The 14616-nt window shown below is 69.2% G+C and carries 14 protein-coding genes; 12 read left to right on the top strand and 2 right to left on the bottom strand.

Features of this window, described 5'->3' with window-relative positions:
- Positions 1 to 143 precede the first annotated feature (143 nt).
- A complete protein-coding gene (locus tag MB828_RS00410; RefSeq protein ID WP_301646407.1) occupies positions 144 to 902 on the bottom strand; it encodes a hypothetical protein in 759 nt (252 codons plus the stop codon).
- 551 nt (positions 903 to 1453) lie between these two features.
- Between MB828_RS00410 and MB828_RS00405 the strand changes: the two genes are divergently transcribed.
- The 12 genes from MB828_RS00405 (at position 1454) to MB828_RS00350 (ending at position 14153) form a co-directional block, all read left to right on the top strand.
- The gene (locus MB828_RS00405; protein ID WP_301646406.1) at positions 1454 to 1813 is read left to right on the top strand and encodes a hypothetical protein; all 360 of its coding nucleotides are present in this window, start codon (positions 1454 to 1456) and stop codon (positions 1811 to 1813) included.
- Between the two features lie 666 nt (positions 1814 to 2479).
- Positions 2480 to 3700 (top strand): MFS transporter, encoded by a 1221-nt coding sequence (locus MB828_RS00400; RefSeq protein ID WP_301646405.1) that lies wholly within the window; start codon positions 2480 to 2482, stop codon positions 3698 to 3700.
- A gap of 116 nt (positions 3701 to 3816) precedes the next feature.
- On the top strand, positions 3817 to 5073 hold the full coding sequence (locus MB828_RS00395) for a cytochrome P450 (RefSeq protein WP_301646404.1): 1257 nt from the start codon (positions 3817 to 3819) through the stop codon (positions 5071 to 5073).
- Between the two features lie 90 nt (positions 5074 to 5163).
- Positions 5164 to 6012 carry a hypothetical protein gene (locus MB828_RS00390; RefSeq protein ID WP_301646403.1) on the top strand — a complete coding sequence of 283 codons (849 nt, stop codon included), beginning with the start codon at positions 5164 to 5166 and terminating at the stop codon, positions 6010 to 6012.
- A gap of 2 nt (positions 6013 to 6014) precedes the next feature.
- Positions 6015 to 6995, top strand: a complete 981-nt coding sequence (locus MB828_RS00385; RefSeq protein WP_301646402.1) for a hypothetical protein — start codon at positions 6015 to 6017, stop codon at positions 6993 to 6995.
- A 119-nt stretch (positions 6996 to 7114) separates the two neighbouring features.
- Entirely contained in the window at positions 7115 to 7411 is a 297-nt protein-coding gene (locus MB828_RS00380; protein ID WP_301646401.1) for a hypothetical protein, read from the top strand.
- Positions 7412 to 7500: 89 nt separating this feature from the next.
- On the top strand, positions 7501 to 8622 hold the full coding sequence (locus MB828_RS00375) for an MFS transporter (protein WP_301646400.1): 1122 nt from the start codon (positions 7501 to 7503) through the stop codon (positions 8620 to 8622).
- Between the two features lie 31 nt (positions 8623 to 8653).
- Positions 8654 to 9679 (top strand): L-histidine N(alpha)-methyltransferase, encoded by a 1026-nt coding sequence (gene egtD / locus MB828_RS00370; RefSeq protein ID WP_301646399.1) that lies wholly within the window; start codon positions 8654 to 8656, stop codon positions 9677 to 9679.
- A 141-nt stretch (positions 9680 to 9820) separates the two neighbouring features.
- Positions 9821 to 10960: a GNAT family N-acetyltransferase gene (locus MB828_RS00365; protein ID WP_301646398.1), complete on the top strand. Its 1140-nt coding sequence runs from the start codon at positions 9821 to 9823 to the stop codon at positions 10958 to 10960.
- 14 nt (positions 10961 to 10974) lie between these two features.
- Entirely contained in the window at positions 10975 to 12273 is a 1299-nt protein-coding gene (locus MB828_RS00360) for an ATP-grasp domain-containing protein (protein ID WP_301646397.1), read from the top strand.
- Positions 12270 to 13538, top strand: coding sequence for a hypothetical protein (locus tag MB828_RS00355; protein ID WP_301646396.1), 1269 nt, complete (start codon positions 12270 to 12272; stop codon positions 13536 to 13538). Before MB828_RS00360 ends, MB828_RS00355 begins: the two co-directional genes overlap by 4 nt.
- Positions 13539 to 13889: 351 nt before the next feature.
- Complete coding sequence (locus tag MB828_RS00350; RefSeq protein ID WP_301646395.1) at positions 13890 to 14153, top strand: hypothetical protein; 264 nt, start codon at positions 13890 to 13892, stop codon at positions 14151 to 14153.
- Positions 14154 to 14159: 6 nt separating this feature from the next.
- Here MB828_RS00350 and MB828_RS00345 read toward each other — a convergent pair whose 3' ends face one another.
- Positions 14160 to 14516: an STAS domain-containing protein gene (locus tag MB828_RS00345; RefSeq protein WP_301646394.1), complete on the bottom strand. Its 357-nt coding sequence runs from the start codon at positions 14514 to 14516 to the stop codon at positions 14160 to 14162.
- Between the last annotated feature and the right edge of the window lie 100 nt (positions 14517 to 14616).

The raw sequence follows: 14616 nt of genomic DNA, 5'->3' as shown, positions 1-14616 counted from the left end.
ACTCGACGCAGCAAGCCGGCTGATGCCCCTGCTTCCACGGGAACTAATCGCGGAATACCTCCGGTTGGGCCCGCACCGCAGTGACGGAAGCGCCACATAGCGAAGGCTGAGCGGTGGCCGTTCCTTCGGGAACGGCCCAACTCTTAGGCTGTGCCGGTCTCCAGGCGTCCGAGTTGCCCGATCATGGATAGAACGGCTTCTCTGCTCGATGGAAGCAGCGCAAGGCACAGGCGAGCTATCTGCGACACCCCCTCATCCTGAAGCGCTTCGAGCACATCCGCTTGGCTCAGGGCGCGCGTGGCAGAAGCGATTTGCTCGTCGGTGAGTCCGGTGGTCGCTTCGACAAGGCCAACCGCGCGAGGGAGCGCGTCGAGTAGCGAAGGGTTACGCGCAATGTCGCCCAGGACGGTACGCTGCTCGGCCGTCAGCCGAGTCGCTTGCAGGGCAACCTTCCGGACGTCGGCGTCGCGCAGAATGTCGAGGGTCTGCAGTCGACCGAGAAGGTCGGTGACCGTCTCAGGAGTCGCGTCGCCTTCCACGTTCTCCAGTCGGACGTGCCGGACGCCCAGTCGACCCAACTGCTCCAGGAGCGCCAGCTGCGCCTGCGCGTCGTCCTCGAAGGCCACCTCGTCCTCGGCGAAGTAGGAGACGCGCCGACCGAAGAACTTGGCGAATGCCTTCAGGTGATTTAGGCGCACGTTTGTTCCCTGCTTGCCGGTCCCCAGCTCCCAGAGGTATGCGTGTGAGATCGCAACCCCGGTCTCTTCGGTGATGGCCTTCGCCAACGCCTCCCAGGACGGCGCCCTGCCGCCTTCGGGTGCACGTTCTTCGCGAAGTCGCGACAGCTTCTCCGCAAGCGTACGTGGCGGCTTGCTGGTGCCGTCACCGACGGTTCCGGGCATCGTCGGTCCCTTCTCCTCTCCCGTAGGGGCCTGATCGGCATGCGTGAGATGCGCGGATTGGTCGCGATCCACGCATGTGGATATCACTTCGAATGCAGGTCGCGTCAAGCGCTCCGGCAATGCAGCTCTGTGGACAAAAATTGGTCTAGTCCACCGATGTTGACCCCGTCTGTCGCAAGCCTCTCACGTGACAGCGAGGCGCAGGTAGGGTGCGTCATTTTCCCTACGAATGTTTATGCGAATCTAGTACGTATCGGGTCATTTATTCCCACTCCTTCCAGCGCAGCGGGAGGGTGTCGCTGTCGAGTGATCCGGCTTCCCTGGAGTGGGCTTCCCGTCGCTCTCGCAGCCTCCGGCGTCTTCATGTGTTTATGAAGGGGGTCGACGCATCGCGTGTCGACGACTATGGTCGGGACTTGTCATCTACGGGTGTTTATGGATGTGGGTGTCGGGAAGCCGTATGCCCGCCACCGAGCGTGCGAACTCGGTTGAGGCGCGCTCAGAGAAGGCCTCGTCCACGGATGCCTCCCGAGCAGCAGGAGGGGACCACCTTGATCGTCCTAAACCGCCCCAGCATCGCGGCAGGGGTATTCGGCCTGGCGCTCGCCGGTGGGTGCCTGGCCGCTGCGCCGGCAGCACAGGCCTACGACACGGCGACCATGAAGGTGTCGTGCAGCGCGGTGAAGTTCCACAAGAGCCCGAGCAAGAGCAGCGTGGTCGTCGGCATCGGATACAAGGGCGACAAGGTCCGAGTCGACCAGTTCGCCTACAAGGTCAAGGAGAAGACCTGGTACTCCCGCGGAACCGTGACGCGCCGATCTGACGGCAAGCGCGTCCGCGGTTACGCCGTCTACTACTGCGTCAATCCCTACGAAGTCTCCCCACCCCCGGCCTACCCGAAGCGTCCGTAACCCCGTCGGCGGTGTCACCCGCTCGGACTACGACAGTGCGATCCCCCCGTCGCAAGGGGCATGGACACCTTCGCCCCGGTACAGCTGCGCTTTCTACGGCAGCACAGACCAGTCGAGGACTCCACCCCCCCCCGTATGGTCCTCGACTCCCTGGAGGGGTGCCGCCGCAGGCTGCGGCGGCACCCCTCTGCCATCCGACTTGGCCCGGCGTCACGGTGCATAGCGCCGCGCGCTCGCCGAGCGGAATCACGGCTGGCTACGCCAGACCCGTATCAGCTACCGAGCGGCATTCTTCCTCTTCATGCGGAGATATCCATGGACGCCCTTCGGCAACGGCGCACCACACGTTTGAAGGTTTCCGCGGTGGCCGCCAGTTCGCCAGTGTTCGGAGCCCCTGTCGGTTCCGGACTGCCGAGCCTGCCCCCCAGGGATCGGCCGCCGGTGAGTGGCCCAGCCGTCGTCGCAGGCCTGCGGGAGTTGGCCCACTCGAAGCGTCAAACAGCGGCGCGCCAACGAAAGTTCGCCCCCAGGTATGTCACAGGCGCGCCGAAAGCGGCTGACCTGCCGACCGGTTCCAGTCTCCCGCCCCTGGAGCCGAGCGGCGCAGTTCTTCGGTTCCCTGGAGTATCGGTGCCCGCAACAGCCTCATCCCCGCAACCACTGTCCATGTCTCCCCTGGCTCCGGCCACAGCCTCGAATCGGTGGCCTCCGATCATCTGGGCACTGCTCGTCGCGACTTTCGTCGTGCGCGCCGCCGGCTTCTCTTACCCGTACCTGCCTTACCGCCTGAATGAGTTGCATCTGGATACGGCAGTTGTAAGCGCCGTCCTGGCGTTGTGGGGTGCTGGCTGGTTCGCCGGGCAACTGCTGTGCGGGTGGCTGGCCGACCGGGTCGGCCGCCGGGCCACCCTCGTCGGCGCCATGACGGTGGCAGCTGTGGCGTTTCCTCTCCTCGCCGAGGCCCACACCCCACAGGCCCTTGGCGTCGCGGCTGCTGTGGCCGGCCTTGTCTACGACGCTCCCCGCCCGATCGTGGCCGCCCTCGTTGCCGACACCGTCCCGGACGAACCGGGGCGCGCACGCATCACAGGCTGGCGGCACTTCGCGGTCAACCTGGGTGCCGCCACCACGGGGCTTGTCGGCGGAGCACTCGCAGAGCCGGTCGGTATCTCGGTCCTGTTCTGGAGCAATGCGGTGGTGTGTGGCGCATTCGCCGTCGTCGCACTTCGGGTTGTTCCACCACCTAGTTCGGGACTGTCTCTCAGGGGCGGGACGCACCGGCAGGCCTTCGCCGACCCGCTGCTGTGGCTGTTGTGGCTCGCGAGCCTGCTGATCCTGATCCCGGTCGCCGCTCTATTTTCCGTTCTGCCGATGATGATGGCCCAGGACGGCCTGCCGCCTTCGGCGTACGGGTGGACTCAAGCCGCCAGCGCCGCCGCCGTGATCGGACTGTCCCCCCTCCTCAATCCTCTGCTCGTGCGCCGCGCCAGGCATCCCGCCCCGATGGTGGGGCTTCTCAGCATGAGCGGGATCATCCTCGGCGCTGGGATGGGCTCCGCCGGACTGGCCTCTTCGACCGTCGGCTACGGCGTTGCCGCTGCGCTGGCGGTACCGGGGGAGATCATTGCCTTTGTCGCCGCCACCGACATCCTCAACCGGATTGCGCCGCAGCAGAGCCGGGGCGTGTACGCGGGCATCTGGGGCACGACGCTCGCGGCCGCGGTTGTGTGCGCCCCCGCCCTCGGCGGATGGGCTCTTGCCCAGGGCGGCCACCGCCTCGTCGCGGTGACCACCTTCATGACCGGTCTGCTCGGCGCGGCCTTCTGCCTGCCCTTGGCCGCGCTGCTGCACTCCTCAGCGCGAGCGTCCGCACGACAGAGCTCGTGAAAGACGGCCATCCCGCCTGCCCCCACCACCACCTCGCAGCCGGCCAAGAGCCACTTGCCGATCTCCCCGGCACACCTGAGCTGCCCCGCAACCCTCCTACCACGGAAGGCGACGACATGACACGCCGTGCCCTCACCACCGACCAGCCGCACTACCGTCTCAACCCCACCGGCACCGACATCCAGGGCGAGGCCGCCGCACTGCGCGAATACGGCCCGGCCACGCGGGTCCTGCTGCCCGGCGACATCCCCGCTTGGGCGGTGACCAGCCAGGACCTCGCCTGCCGGCTGTTGACCCGCACGGACGACATCTCCAAGGACGCCAGGCGGCACTGGCCGGCCCACATCGCCGGTGAGATACCGGCCGACTGGCCCCTGCGCGTGTGGACGGACGTCGTGAACGCCCTGACCGCGTACGGCCTCGACCACAAGCGGCTGCGTCTGCCCCTCGCCCAAGCGTTCCGACCGCGCCGCGTCCGCGCCCTCGTCCCTCACGTAGAGAACATCACCGAACAACTCCTCGACGACCTCCAGGCGACCGGCCCGGACGAGGAGGTCGACCTGAAGGAAGCCTTCACCTGGCGACTTCCGCTCCTGGTCATCGACCAGCTGTTCCACGTGCCCGGCCACCTCCGCAGCGCCTTCCGCGGCGCATGCGGCGACCTGTTCGCCACGAGCCTGTCCCCCGAGGAGATGAACGCCGCCCGGCTGCGGATCAACGCCCTCATCACCGAACTGATTGACTACAAGCGCGCCCGCCCCGGCGACGACCTCAGCACCGACCTGATCGCCGCACACGACGCCGGCGAACTCAACGGCCAGGAGTTGATCGACTCCTTCCTGCTGGTCATCGGCGCTGGCCACGAGACCACCGTCAACGCGCTGGGGCACGGTGTCGTCGGCCTGAGCACCCATCGCGACCAGCTGGCCCTCGCCATGAGCGAGCGGGTCCCCTGGGAACGGGTCGTCGAGGAGATCCTCCGCCACCAGGCTCCCGTTGCCACGGTCGTCGCGCGATTCGCGGTCCGGACGATCCATGATCAGCCCACCGGTCTGACGTTCGAGGAGGGCGACGTCATAGTGGTGAACTACGCGGCCGCCGGACGCGACCGGCTCGTCCACGGCGATACTGCCGACGACTTCGACGTCACCCGGTCCACGGCCCACCGGCACTTGGCATTCGGCGCCGGCGCGCACATGTGTGTCGGCGCCGAGCTGGCCCGCATCGAGGCCCGTATCGCACTGCGGACGCTCTTCGCCAGGTTCCCCCAACTGCGCCTCGTTGTGGAGCCCGTGGACCTGAAGCCCGTGTCCAGCTTCATCTCCAACGGCTACGCGAGCCTGCCCGTCGTCCTCGGCCCCAGCGCCAGCTGACTCCCCGTCGCGTCGCTGCCTCGTTGCGGCCGCCTGCCCCCTGCTCATCACCGGGGCTTCGAGCCCCGGGCCCACCCCATAGGAGTTGTCGTGCTGCGCCAGTCGATCGCGCTGCGTCTCACCACCCCGTTCGCCGTCGTCGCTCTCACCCTCACCGCCTGCGGAGGCAAGGGCGGCGACACCGGCGCCGCGCCGCTGGCCCCGACATCGGCCAAGCCGTCGCCGTCCAAGACCACCTCCACCGACCTCGTCGCCGGGAACAGCGTGAGCGGCAAAATCACGGAGGACGTCGGCACGATCACCTACGGTGTCTCCGCGCTGGAGCTCACGTTCGGTACGGAGGCCCAGGCCAAGGCGGCCGTGCAGGATCCGGCCGACGCCACGGGCAAAGTGATCGCCATCGCCCACGTCCGCTACACGCATCAGGCCGGACCCGCACTGACGAGCGCCACGAACGCCGACGACAGCACCACGGTGTGGGCGGGCGGGCGGGCAGCGCGGCGCGATCCTCCTCGGTTCCCCCACCAAAGCGCCCGGCTGCGACGACCCCTACGACATCCGCTCGTGGACGACGGGCCAGTCCCACACGGTCTGCGAGTGGTACCTGATCCCGGCCGACGCCAAGAAGGCGCAGGTGCACTGGTCGCCCGACGACGGAACTGCCTACGCCTGGACCTTCCCGGGCCCGGGTGCATAGCCCCCGGGCGTTCCGCAGCGACACAGTCCCGGTCCGCGGCCCTGAAGGCCGCGGAGCCGGACAGACGGCACATCACTCAGGCCCCGGCACACCAACCGCGCGAATCCGCATTGCCAGCGCGTCTTTGGCGGCTTGGTCCGCCCCTGTCCCCGTACGACTCGTCCTCCATGCACAGAAGCCTTCCGGAGGAAATCCCGCCATGTCCTTCTCCGCAGAGCGGTTTTCGCACAGACGCTCTCTGACCGTGACCGTCATCGGTGTCACCGCAGTGATCGCCCTCAACGGATGCAGCGGCACCGGCAACCCGGCCGCAGACACCACGACAGCGACGCGCACCGCTCCCCTCCCTCGGGGCGTGATAACCCGCACCGAGGCAGTGGCCGTAGTCGACCACTACGAAGAGGTCAACGCACAGGCAAACAAGACCCAAAACGCCGAACTGCTCGGCACTGTGGAAGGCGGCCAGCTCTACGAGCAGTCCAAGGCCGACTACCAGTTCCTCCCAACCTGGCCGAAGAGGGACCAGGCGTACTACAAGAAGGCCTTCAGCTACCGCGACCGCTCCTACTACATCCCCGAGGGCCAGAGCTGGTTCGCGGTCAAGGCCACTGCCAGCGGCTCGAGGGACCAGGCACTCCTCGTCTTCGACAAGACCACCGACCGGCACTTCAAGATGGTCGCCGCCGTCTACCGCGACTCCACGAGCCCGATCCCCGCCATCGACACCGGCAACCACGGCCTGGCGACCGCCGTCGCCCCTTCCACCCGGGTTGGCGCCCTCGCCCCCGACCAGATAGCCGGCGCGTTCGAGGACTTGTACACGACCGGCGGGAAGAACGCCGGCACCCAGCTCGCCTCCACCACAGCCACCCGGAGCGCCCTCAAGACCTACCGCGAGCGCACCAGCTACAGGAACGCCAAGTACGCCACGCTGCACTGGGAAACCGCCCAGCCTACGAAGCCGAGGGTCTACGCCCTGCGCCTGCGGGACGGCGGGGCGGTGGTGGTCTTCCCCACGGCGCACAACCGGATGGAGCAGCTCAAGGACGGCCACATCTACAAGGGCTATATCAAGCTCGTCCCTGGCGCCCAGCAGGCCGTCTTCGACAAGACCCCGCGCGTGGCGATCCTGGACGAACTCCAGGGCCAGGCCCTCGCCGCCCTCACGCCCTCCGGTAAAGCGGCGGTGCTCGGTGTCGAGTACCGGATGGTGGACTCCCGATGAGGGCGCAGTCCTCCAGGGCGGGGAGGAGCGGTCCCCGCATCCCGGGGCGAGATTACGCCCTGCAGGCCCCGGCGGTGGGGGAGTGGGAGAGCGAGCGTGACGCGCGCTTCGTCGGCTTCTTGGCTGGGCGTCTGGCCGAGGTGGAGGAGACCGGCTGTCTGGCCGAGCGCAAGCTCGCCGCCGGGATCCTCGACCTGCTCACCGCGTGGAACCAGCAACGCGCTCAGGCCCAGGCCGCATACCAGGACACCGGGCTCACCGTGGTCAACGGCATCGGCTGGGCGCTGCGCTGCCTGGCCCACAGCGCCTGGCGGAACACCCCTGGCTGGGAAGAGGCCTTCCACCCCGAGGCCACCGCGCCTGTCCCGCCCCTGGTCGGATGGGGAGGATACGCACCGGGTCGGCAGCAGCCATGACGCTGCGGCAGGCTGCCCGCTCGCCAGCCGGGGTACCGCCGCGGGCGATTCGGTACCGGGACGTGCTGAGGGTGCCGGGTGCGGCACAGATGCTGGCCGGAACGCTGACCGGCAGGCTGCCCTGCGGTATGGCGCCGCTGGCGGTATTCCTGGCCGCCGACGGTCCCGCCGCGGGCGCATCGCTGGCCGCCGTGTATCCGCTGGCCAGTGCCGTCGGTGGCCCGCTGAGTGCCCGCCTGGCCGACCGGATCGGGCAGCGCCGGGCGCTGAGCGCGGGCTGTGCCGTGAGTACCGGGGCGTTCCTACTGCTGGTGGCCGTGCACGGCAGCCTCTGGTGGTCGGTTGCTGCGGTCGCGGTCGCGGGGGCGGGCCGCCCGCCACTGGAGGCGGCGCTCAGATCCCGATGGGGCAGCAGCGCGGTGATGCCCTCGCCCGGCCACCGGCGCACAGCTCTGGCCCTGGACTCGGGTTCGCAGGAGGTCATCTACATAGCCGGCCCCCTGCTGGTGACCGTGATCGCGCAGGCGGCCTCAGCGTCATGGGCGATCGTGGCCACCGCGGTCACGGGGGCCGCGGGCACCGCGCTGTTCGTGACCGCCCTCCAGTCGCGCAACGGCCACGCCAACTCCCGTCGCAGCAGGGGTGATTGGCTGGGTCCGGTCCGTGTAGCGGGTCTTCGGGTGCTGTACGCGGCGATGGCGTGCGCAGGCTTCAGTATCGGCTCGCTCACCCCCGTGGCCGTGCAGGCAGCACACAGGTTCGAGGCTCCGGCGCTGGCCGGGGCTCTGCCTGCTGCTCTGTCGGCCGGCGCCGTGATCGGCGCTCTCCTGTACGGGGCACGTCCGTGGCGAGGCGGCACCGGCCATCTGCTGAGTGTCCTGTCGGCTGTATTCGCTGCCGGATGGCTCCTGCTGGCCATCGCGCCCACTGCCGCGGCCGCGCTGGGCGCAGTCCTCGTGCCCGGTCTGGCCATGGCCCCCCTGCTGGGCACCGGGTTCGTCGTGACCAGCGCCTTGGCGCCGCCCGGGCGTAGCACGGAGGCGCACGCCCTGCTGGTCGCCGCGTTGGACATCGGATGTGCCACGGGGACAGCCGCCGCCGGAATGGCGCACACCCCGCTCCTCCTGCCTGTCGGCGCCGCTGCCGCTGCCCTGATCTGCCACACCGCCCGCCGGCGCCTGACGCCGAGCGCTGCTGTCTCCCAGATCTGACCGTCCACCCCTGCGAAAGGAGCACGTTTTCATGAGCCAGTTCCTGATCACGCGCACGCTGTCCGAGGAGGCCACCGATGCGGCCCTGCGTGCCGATGTCCTGCGCGGCCTGACCCGCAGGCCCAAAGCGCTCCCGCCGAAGTGGTTCTATGACGCGCACGGCAGCGACCTCTTCGAAATGATCACCGAGCTGCCCGAGTATTACCCCGCGCGCGCCGAACACGAACTGCTGATCGCCACCGCCCCCGACATCGCCGCGGCCACCGGCGCCCGCACGCTCATCGAACTCGGCTCCGGGTCCTCGCAGAAGACGGCGCACCTGCTCGACGCCCTGTCCGGCGTGGACACCTACATTCCGATCGACGTGAGCGAAAGCGCACTCACCCAGGCTGGCCACACGCTGACCAGCGAGCGGCCCGCCCTGAACGTCCACGCCCTGATAGCCGACTTCACTACCGGACTGGCCATCCCCGGTGCACCGGGCCCCCGGCTCATCGCCTTCCTGGGCAGCACTATCGGTAACTTGCCGCCCGTTGAGCGTGCGGCGTTCCTCTACTCGATCCGCGCGCTGCTCGAACCCGGCGACTGCCTTCTGCTCGGTGTCGACCTCGTCAAGAAGGAGGAGGCACTCGTCGCCGCCTACGACGACGCGGCCGGCGTCACCGCAGCGTTCAACAAGAACCTGCTCGCCGTCCTGAACCAGAGCCTGGACGCCGACTTCGACCTCGACGCCTTCGACCACGTCGCCCGGTGGGACCCGGCCCACGAGTGGGTCGAGATGCTGCTGCGCTCGCGCACCGACCAGAACGTGAAGATCCCCGCACTCGGCCTCACCGTGGACTTCACCGCAGGCGAGGACCTGCGCACCGAGATCTCGGCCAAGTTCCGCATGCAGGGCATCCGCCGCGAACTCACCCTGGCGGGGATGGAACTGGCCCGCTGGTGGACCGCCGGCCCCGTCTACGGACTCGCCCTCGCGCAGCCCATCGAGGCGCAGATCATCACGCCCCGCCCCTACGCCCCGCGCCGGCCCTCCACCGATACCGGCACGCCATGAGACCGCCTCGCACTACCGCCGTGCGGGATCGGGAGGCACAAAGGCGCGGCCTTGGCCTTGTGGCTGTCGGTGACGTGCCTGCACCGAGCCGCCTGACGACGATCCCCCTTCTTGCCGTTCCACGGATACCGGAGACAGAGCATGCATCGCACCACGCTGCGGGAGCCGGTCACTAGCTCCGGCACGCAACGCCTGCACAACCCCAATCCAGGTGATCGGGTCGGCCGCGTACACCGTGACCTCGTCACCGTGTGCACGGTGGACGGCCGGGCCGCCGTGGCCTGGTTGGAACGGCAGTGGCCCGCGCTGTACGAGCAGGATCCGTCGGCCACCCCCTACAGCGCGCCCGGGTGGCTCGCGGGCTGGGCATCCCAACTGTCCCGTACGGCCACCCCGCTGCTCCTCATCGCGATGGACTCCACCGGGGTGCGGGGCGCGCTGGCTCTCGCACGTGAGCGACGCTCCGATGGCGCCGAGGTTGTCCAGCCGCTGTCTGCGTCCTGCGAGTACCTGACCGTGGTCGGTCCCGGATCCGCAGACCAGCGCGTCGCGCACGCCCTGGTACGCCGACTGACCGGCCTGGCCCGAACCTCCCTCGTCACGCTGCCCCAGATGCCCGCCCGGTCCCCGCTGGCGCAGGCGATACAAGACCAGCCGGGCTGGCAGCACACCACGTCGCCCACCGCCGTCGTGCCGCTTCCGCTCGACGTGGACGCCTTGCCGAAGACCATCCGCCGCCAGCACACCCGGCGTGAACAGAAACTGGCACACACCACCGTCGCCTACCGCAGGACCGGCACCGCGGACGCCCTGCTCGCCGCACTCCCGACACTCGTGGCCCTGCACGCCGCCCAGCACCCCGCCGACGACCTGGCGCCGCAGTCAACACTCGACGCCTGGAGCGGTGTTCTGCGCCACTGTGCCGACAGCGCCTTCATCGCCGAGGCAACCCTCGACAACACCGTGATCGCCTCCCAGCTGTGCCTCTACCGCGCACGGCACTGCTACTCGCTGCTGCCCGCGATGCACCCCGCCTACCGGCACATGGGTCCCGGACACGCCCTGCTGAGGTGGCTCGCTGGCGATCTCGCCGCCGACGGCTACACCCGCCTCAACCTCGGCCCCACCCGCCCCACCCCAGAACAACTCGGCTACAAGGCGCAGTACGCGCCGATCTGGGACAGCAACGTGACGTCAACGTCCGTGGCGGTCGGCACGGCCCCCGGCACACCGGCGCCGCCCGCGTTCCCCACCCACCTCCACCCGTACACCGCTCGCTGAAAGGACAGACCGACATGACGCGACCGGAAGACCAAGCCCCCGCCAACTCCAAGACCCACCTGCCCCTCCTCCTGCTGGGCGCCGGAGCCCCAGAGATGCGGGAGTACCTGCTGCGACAGATCACGCGCGCCAGGCCCGTGGTGCTCGTCGACGAGAACCCGCCGAACTGGGCCATCCCCTACACACACGCACACGCCAGGATCAACCTGCACGACACCGAGTCCGCCACCGCACAGCTCACCACCCTCGCGGCCCGCCACCGCGCGGTCGGCATCACCACCTACATGGAACACTTCGTGCAACTGGCGGCCGGCACCGCGCACCAGCTCGGCCTGCCCGGACTGACCCCCGCGGCCGCGGGTGCTTGCCGGGACAAAGCCACCACGAGGCGCCTGCTGGCCGAGCATGGCGTCCCCTCGGCGCTGTCCTACCTGGCCGAAGATCCGGACCAAGCGGTGAAGATCGCCGACCGGCTGGGCTACCCCGTCGTCGTGAAGCCCCGCGGCCACGCAGGAAGCGCCGGCGTCCTGCGCGCCGACAGCGACGACGACGTCCGCGCCGCCGTCGACCGGGCCCTGACGGACAGCATCCTCGGCCTCGAAGACTGGGCCGTGCCCGGCGCCCTGGTCGAGGAGTACATCCCCGGACCCGAACTCAGCGTCGAGGCCGTCGTTCTCGACAACCCCGAACACGTCCACATCGCCGCCGTCACCCGCAAGTCCCTGGGCCCCGAACCACAGTTCCAGGAAGTAGCACACAGCGTCGACGCGGCCGACCCCCTGCTCACCGACCCCGTCCTCGCCTTCGTCGTCACCGCCGCCGTACGCGCCCTGGGCGCCACCCGGACCGTCCTGCACATTGAGCTCCGGCTCAGCCCGGACGGACCCCGCATCATCGAGGTCAACGGACGCCCCGCCGGCGACCTCATCCCCCTCCTCGTCGAGGAAGCCACCGGCATCAACCTCCCCAAAGCCCTCGCCACCCTCGCCGCAGGCGGCACACCCGATCTGACCCCCACCCGCTCCGACGCCGCCGCGATCGACTTCCTCTACCCCCAACACACCGGCCGCATCGAACACCTCGCCCTGCGCGGAACCCTGCGCGAACAGGTCTGGCTGGAACGGTTCGTGTGGACCCGCGCTACCGGCACCCACGTCTCCGCACCACCCCACGCCAGCATCGACGACCGCATCGCCCACTGGATCGTCACCGGCCCCACCGCCCAAGCATGCGCCCGCCGCCGCGCCCTGGTCACCGACCACCTCTCGGTGCACATCTCCCGACCCACCCACACCACAACCTGCACCACGTGACCTCCAGCTCCGGCCTTCCGGGCAGGGGCCTGGGAGCGGCGCTGACACCCGGAGTCGCCGTCATCGCCCCCCTGGCCGGGTCCAGGCATGCCCACGCCCTCCACGACCGCGACCTGACCCCCGTTGCGGTAGACCCGGTCACCGCCGCAACGCCGCCCTCCCACCGCGGCGCTGCGGCCGACGACGGCTACGCCCACGTCATCACGTACGACGGCGACCTGCGCCGCACGCTCAAGAAGCTCAGGGCGGTCGGAGTGGGGACGGTTCTGGCGGCAAGCCCGGCCGGCGTCGAACTCGCCGAACGGATCGCCTGGCACCTGCACCTTCCCGGCACCGGCGTCCCCGGCTCCGCCAGCCTGCGTACCGACCCCGGCGTCCAGGCCAAGGCACTCGCCCGAGCCGGGATCACCACCCCCCATACTCTGCGCACAAGCCGCCTGCCCGAAGCCATCTCCTGGGCCGACTGCGTCCCGGCCCGCGCCTACCGGCTCATGCCCGCTGCCTTCGGCACGGGCGCCGAAGTGGCCCACTGCCACAGCAGCGATCAGATCACCCGGGCCTGGCCTCGGATCCAGCACGCTGCCCTCCGCCACACCGGCACGACAGCCCTCGTTCTCCAGGAACTGGTGCAGGGCCACGAGTACATGGTCGACTCCATCACCCACCCCGGCCCCGGCGGCCCCCAGCACACCATCACCAGTATCTGGACCCACCAGCCCCCGGCCGCGCCCGGCCGACCGCAGCGACACGACCTCCTACACCGCCGCAATCTCCTGGCCCGCCGGCTGTCCATCGAGGTCTGCCGCGCCCTCGACGCCCTCGGCGTCGAAGACGGCACCATCACCAGCCACCTCGTCTTCGCACCCGACCAAGGCCCCCTCCTGCTCTCCGCCCGCGTCAACACCCACCGCTCCCACGCCGACGAAACGGTCTGGAAGATCACCGGAATGGACCCGCTCGACGCCGCTCTGGAATACACACGACCTGACAGCGGGAGTCCCGGTCCGCGCATCACGCGCATCCGCCTGCAAGTCCCGCGCCCACCCGGACTGAGCACCGTGCCCGTTGGCCGCCTGCAAGCCCTGCCGACGGTCAAGTGCCTCGACACACGTCCCAGCCCGGACCCCTTCACGACCCGCTCGACGAGGCCCAGTTACGAGATCGTCCTCAGCCATGACAGCCGCGACGCGGTCGAGCACGACTACCACCGCATCACAGCTCTGACAGCCCTCGACCACGTGTCCCGTCATCTGCCTGACCGCTAGGTGTCCGGCGGATCATGTAGGAGCGGGAGGCCGTGAACGGTGATCCCGCCCGCTCATGCGGGCACATTGCTCAACTCGCCGATGCGGCATCAAAGCGGATGTGCGCAGCAGAGGTGACCCGCGATGGAGCGTCCGGCGTATTGGATGGTTGACAAGGTCGTGTTGTGCCGGGCGTTGACCTGAGCGGCCGATGGCGCAGCGCTGGACGTAGCCGCGCGAAAGCGCGCTGCGGCTGGTGGAGTCGACGCAGTACCCGGTGGCCACGTGTCGGTGGGTGGCCTCCGCGCCACACCTGAACGGGCGGTACGGCTCATCACTGCCAGGCCTGGGGGTCGCTTAAGATCCGTGCTCGTGGCAGATACCCCCGACAGACCGGGCCTCCCGGACGAGTTGATCAAGCTGGAACGTTCCGCCGAAGCTGAGCGGGCGAAGCTCGCCGGTCTCGACCCTGGCGCGTACGAAGCGCAGCGCGTGAAGTGGCGAGAGGCGAGCGCAGCATTCCACGCCGCGGTGACCGAGTACGCCAAGCGCGAGGACGTGACTATGTCGCGGTACCAGCTGGAGCAGGCGGTGAAGCGCGCTGTGCGGCACACCAGGGAAGACCCGGCCGTGTAGGGCTGGTCAGGACTTGACGGCGTCGTCGACGCTGGGGCGGATGTCGAGAATCGTGTCCGCTCCGGTCAGCTCCAGCACCCTCAGAAACGGCCGTGCCGGTCCGGCCACACGCAGTTCGGTCGTGGTCATGTTGAACTTCAGCAGCACGTTCAGGATGGTGGAGTCCGCGAAGGTCATTCCGGCCGCGTCCACGACCACCAGGGAATACCTCAGGGCAGCCTGCCTCAGCGCTTCGGCCAGTACGGGCGACGAGGCTATGTCGAAGTCGCCGTGTGCCGAGATCACCCACGCGCCGTCCTTCTCACGCTGGGATATCCGAGGCTGGGGTGCCGGCTGCTCACTGCCCCCGTCGATGGAACTCATACCCATCAGTATCTCGCGGAGGCGTGTCCCCAAGGTGCGAGGCAGGTAAAGCCTGCGGGGGCCGCTGTCCGTGGACCGGTGCGGTCCAGAGTGGCAAAAT

The sequence above is a fragment of the Streptomyces arenae genome, from assembly GCF_022343545.1.
Classification (GTDB): Bacteria; Actinomycetota; Actinomycetes; order Streptomycetales; family Streptomycetaceae; genus Streptomyces; species Streptomyces humi.
Note: the sequence above shows the minus strand (reverse complement) of the source record. Positions and strands in the feature narration are given on the sequence as shown.

Bases quoted from the DNA above. Each gene is read 5' to 3' on its own strand.
- MB828_RS00410 (WP_301646407.1), bottom strand. From the start codon at position 902: ATGCCCGGAACCGTCGGTGACGGCACCAGCAAGCCGCCACGTACGCTT.
- MB828_RS00365 (WP_301646398.1), top strand. From the start codon at position 9,821: ATGCATCGCACCACGCTGCGGGAGCCGGTCACTAGCTCCGGCACGCAA.
- MB828_RS00360 (WP_301646397.1), top strand. From the start codon at position 10,975: ATGACGCGACCGGAAGACCAAGCCCCCGCCAACTCCAAGACCCACCTG.
- egtD (WP_301646399.1), top strand. From the start codon at position 8,654: ATGAGCCAGTTCCTGATCACGCGCACGCTGTCCGAGGAGGCCACCGAT.
- MB828_RS00375 (WP_301646400.1), top strand. From the start codon at position 7,501: ATGCTGGCCGGAACGCTGACCGGCAGGCTGCCCTGCGGTATGGCGCCG.
- MB828_RS00395 (WP_301646404.1), top strand. From the start codon at position 3,817: ATGACACGCCGTGCCCTCACCACCGACCAGCCGCACTACCGTCTCAAC.
- MB828_RS00400 (WP_301646405.1), top strand. From the start codon at position 2,480: ATGTCTCCCCTGGCTCCGGCCACAGCCTCGAATCGGTGGCCTCCGATC.
- MB828_RS00345 (WP_301646394.1), bottom strand. From the start codon at position 14,516: ATGAGTTCCATCGACGGGGGCAGTGAGCAGCCGGCACCCCAGCCTCGG.